Source organism: uncultured Aureimonas sp., assembly GCF_913775355.1.
Classification (GTDB): Bacteria; Pseudomonadota; Alphaproteobacteria; order Rhizobiales; family Rhizobiaceae; genus Aureimonas.
The window spans coordinates 1-2,773 of sequence record NZ_CAJYIU010000271.1 but is presented as its reverse complement, the minus strand read 5'-3'; the positions used below and the strand labels follow the sequence as shown (position 1 = coordinate 2,773).

General features: G+C 68.9%; 3 protein-coding genes. All 3 read left to right on the top strand.

Annotation, left to right across the window (positions count from 1 at the left end):
- Window positions 1-159 precede the first annotated feature (159 nt).
- Genes tolQ through QZ753_RS16460 form a run of 3 tightly spaced genes read left to right on the top strand, consistent with a single transcriptional unit; the run spans window position 160 to window position 2,506 of the window.
- Window positions 160-876 carry a protein TolQ gene (tolQ, locus tag QZ753_RS16470; RefSeq protein WP_055888393.1) on the top strand — a complete coding sequence of 239 codons (717 nt, stop codon included), beginning with the start codon at window positions 160-162 and terminating at the stop codon, window positions 874-876.
- A 42-nt stretch (window positions 877-918) separates the two neighbouring features.
- Window positions 919-1,371, top strand: a complete 453-nt coding sequence (gene tolR / locus QZ753_RS16465) for a protein TolR (RefSeq protein WP_055888391.1) — start codon at window positions 919-921, stop codon at window positions 1,369-1,371.
- Between the two features lie 10 nt (window positions 1,372-1,381).
- Window positions 1,382-2,506: a cell envelope integrity protein TolA gene (locus QZ753_RS16460; protein WP_294645175.1), complete on the top strand. Its 1,125-nt coding sequence runs from the start codon at window positions 1,382-1,384 to the stop codon at window positions 2,504-2,506.
- The last annotated feature ends 267 nt before the right edge of the window (window positions 2,507-2,773 follow it).

The following is a 2,773-nucleotide window of genomic DNA, read 5'->3' as shown; positions in this document are numbered from 1 at the left end:
ACCGGAATCAACCGGTCAAAGGGCGCCATGGACGACGTTCCACGCCGGCGTTCCGGCATGGGCGTGGTTCTGGTCGTGGCAGGGGCGGTCGGCCCGCCGGAAGCCTTCTGCTTCCAAAGCCACCGGGACGATCCGACGGATTCGAGGGACGCAAAAGGAATGAACGAGGTCGCTCAGACTGCGCTGGCCGCGCCGGCCCATGACATGTCGCTCCTGGGTCTTTTCTGGCAGGCGGGCTTCATCGTCAAGTTCGTCATGATCGGCCTGCTCGCCGCGTCGGTCTGGACCTGGGCGATCATCTTCGACAAGTGGACGCGCTACGCCAGCTTCCGCCGTCAGCTCAACCAGTTCGAGAACAACTTCTGGTCCGGCCAGTCGCTGGAAGAGCTCTACCACACGTTGTCCGACCGCAAGACCAGCGGCATGGGTGCGCTGTTCGTGGCGGCCATGCGCGAGTGGAAGAAGAGCTTCGAGAAGGGCGCCCGCTCGCCGATCGGCCTCCAGACCCGCATCGAGAAGGCGATGGACGTGACGATGGCGCGCGAGATGGAGGGCCTCGAGTCCCGCCTCGGCTTCCTCGCCACGGTCGGCTCGGCCGCGCCGTTCGTCGGCCTCTTCGGCACCGTCGTCGGCATCATGACGGCGTTCCAGTCGATCGCCGCCTCCGAGCAGACAAGCCTTGCGGTCGTGGCGCCGGGCATCGCCGAGGCGCTGCTCGCTACCGCGATCGGCCTCGTCGCGGCCATTCCAGCGGTCGTCGCCTACAACAAGCTGTCGGCCGACGCCGGCAAGCTCGGCTCGCGCCTCGAGGCCTTCGCCGACGAGTTCTCCTCCATCCTGTCGCGCCAGATCGACGAGCGTTCGGCCGCGCGCTGAGCGCCCGCCGGCTCGTTCCATTCCACTTGAGGGGTCGTTTCCATGGGCATGTCGACGGGAGCTTCGTCTGGGGGCGGATCGCGCCGCGGGCGTCGCGCGCGCAAGGCGCCCATGGCCGAGATCAACATGACGCCGATGGTCGACGTCATGCTCGTGCTCCTCATCATCTTCATGGTGGCCGCGCCGCTGATGACGGTCGGCGTGCCGCTCGAACTGCCCAAGACCAACGCCAAGGCGCTGTCGGCCGACAAGCAGCCGATCACCATCTCCGTCCAGAAGGGCGGCGAAATCTTCCTGCAGGAGACGCCGGTCGCGCCCGACGCCATCGTCGAGCAGCTGAAGGCGATCGCCGAGGCGGGCTACGAGGAGCGCATCTTTCTGCGCGCCGACGGCTCGGCCGACTACGGCACGGTCATGAAGGTCATGTCGCGCATCTCGGCGGCGGGCTTCAAGAACATCGGTCTCGTGACCACGCAGGAAACCGCGGGAAGCTGACGCGCGGCCGATGAAACCCCTTGCCACCTCCACGATCCTGCACACGGCCATCCTCACCTGGGGGCTTTGGCATTTCGGGACACCGGAAAAGCTCGACATGGGCGGCGAAGCGCTGCCCGTGACGCTGGTGACCGACGTCAGCCAGGCGACGCTCGGGGAACAGGACGCGCCCGAGGCGGAGAAGTCCGCGCCGACGCCGACGAAGACCCCCGAGAAGCTGCCGATGCCGGCCGAGAACGTCGGCGACAACGAAGTCGACCTCAAGACGCCGCCGGCGCCCAAGCCCTCGCCGCACGAGAACGTCTCGACCGCCGAAGCGCCCCCGCCGCCGCCCCCGCCGGCGGTGACCCCGCAGACGCGCCCCGAGCCGCCGCAACCGACGCCGCCCGAGCCGACGCCCCCGCCCGAGCCGCCGGCCGAGGTCGCGGAACAGAAGCCCGAGCCGACGCCCGCCGAGGTCGCGCCCGAGATCGATCCACTCGCCGCCGAGATCGCCAAGGCGGAGGCCGAGACGCCTGCGCCGCCGCGCAACGTGCCCCTGCCGCAGGTGAAGCCGAAGCCGCCCGAGCCCAAGCCCGCCGAGCCCGTGAAGGTCGCGGAGGCGAAGAAGGCGGAGCCGGTGAAGGAGCCTGCCAAGGAACCGGCGAAGGACACGTCGAAGTCGAAGGAAAAGCCGAAGGACACCAAGAAGCCGGCGACCCAGACCTCGACCGAGAAGCAGTTCGACGCCGATCAGATCGCCGCGCTCCTCAACAAGCAGGACTCGTCCGGCGGCGGTGCCAAGCGCTCGACCCAGCAGGCGGCGCTCGGCGCGACGCGCCAGACCGGCGGATCGCTGTCGCAGAGCGAGATGGACGCGCTGCGCGGCCAGATCATGCGCTGCTGGAATCCGCCGGCCGGCAGCGTCGACGCCGGCAACTTCCGGGTGAAGATCTCCATGCAGCTCGGCCCCACGGGCGAACTGGAGGGCTTGCCCGAGATCCTGTCCGGTGGCGGCTCGTCGATGGCCGAGCGGGTGGCGAGCGAGGCCGCGGTGCGCGCCGTGCGCCGCTGCGCGCCCTACAACTTGCCGGCCGAGAAGTACGACACCTGGGCTCAGGTCACCGTCAATTTCGACCCGAGCCAGATGTTCTGACCGTTTCGTCGCCCGCGGCGGCACGCTGCCGCCGCCTCGTCCTTTTCTCATGCGAAGTCCGGGTCGCCGTCCCGATCGACGGCTTCGAACCCGATGCCCAAACGGGAAGGTCCCGCACATGACGCGCTTCATTCGATCCCTGGCTCTTGCCCTCGCCACCGCCGGCCTCACCCTGGCATCGGGTGCGCACGCGGCGGTCGAGATCGACGTGACGCAAGGCAACGTCCAGCCTCTGCCGATCGCCCTGCCGAACTTCCAGTCGCGCGA

What these genes read in the sequence shown, in the direction of transcription:
- QZ753_RS16460 (WP_294645175.1), top strand. Translation starts at nt 1,382, where the DNA reads ATGAAACCCCTTGCCACCTCCACGATCCTGCACACGGCCATCCTCACC.
- tolQ (WP_055888393.1), top strand. Translation starts at nt 160, where the DNA reads ATGAACGAGGTCGCTCAGACTGCGCTGGCCGCGCCGGCCCATGACATG.
- tolR (WP_055888391.1), top strand. Translation starts at nt 919, where the DNA reads ATGGGCATGTCGACGGGAGCTTCGTCTGGGGGCGGATCGCGCCGCGGG.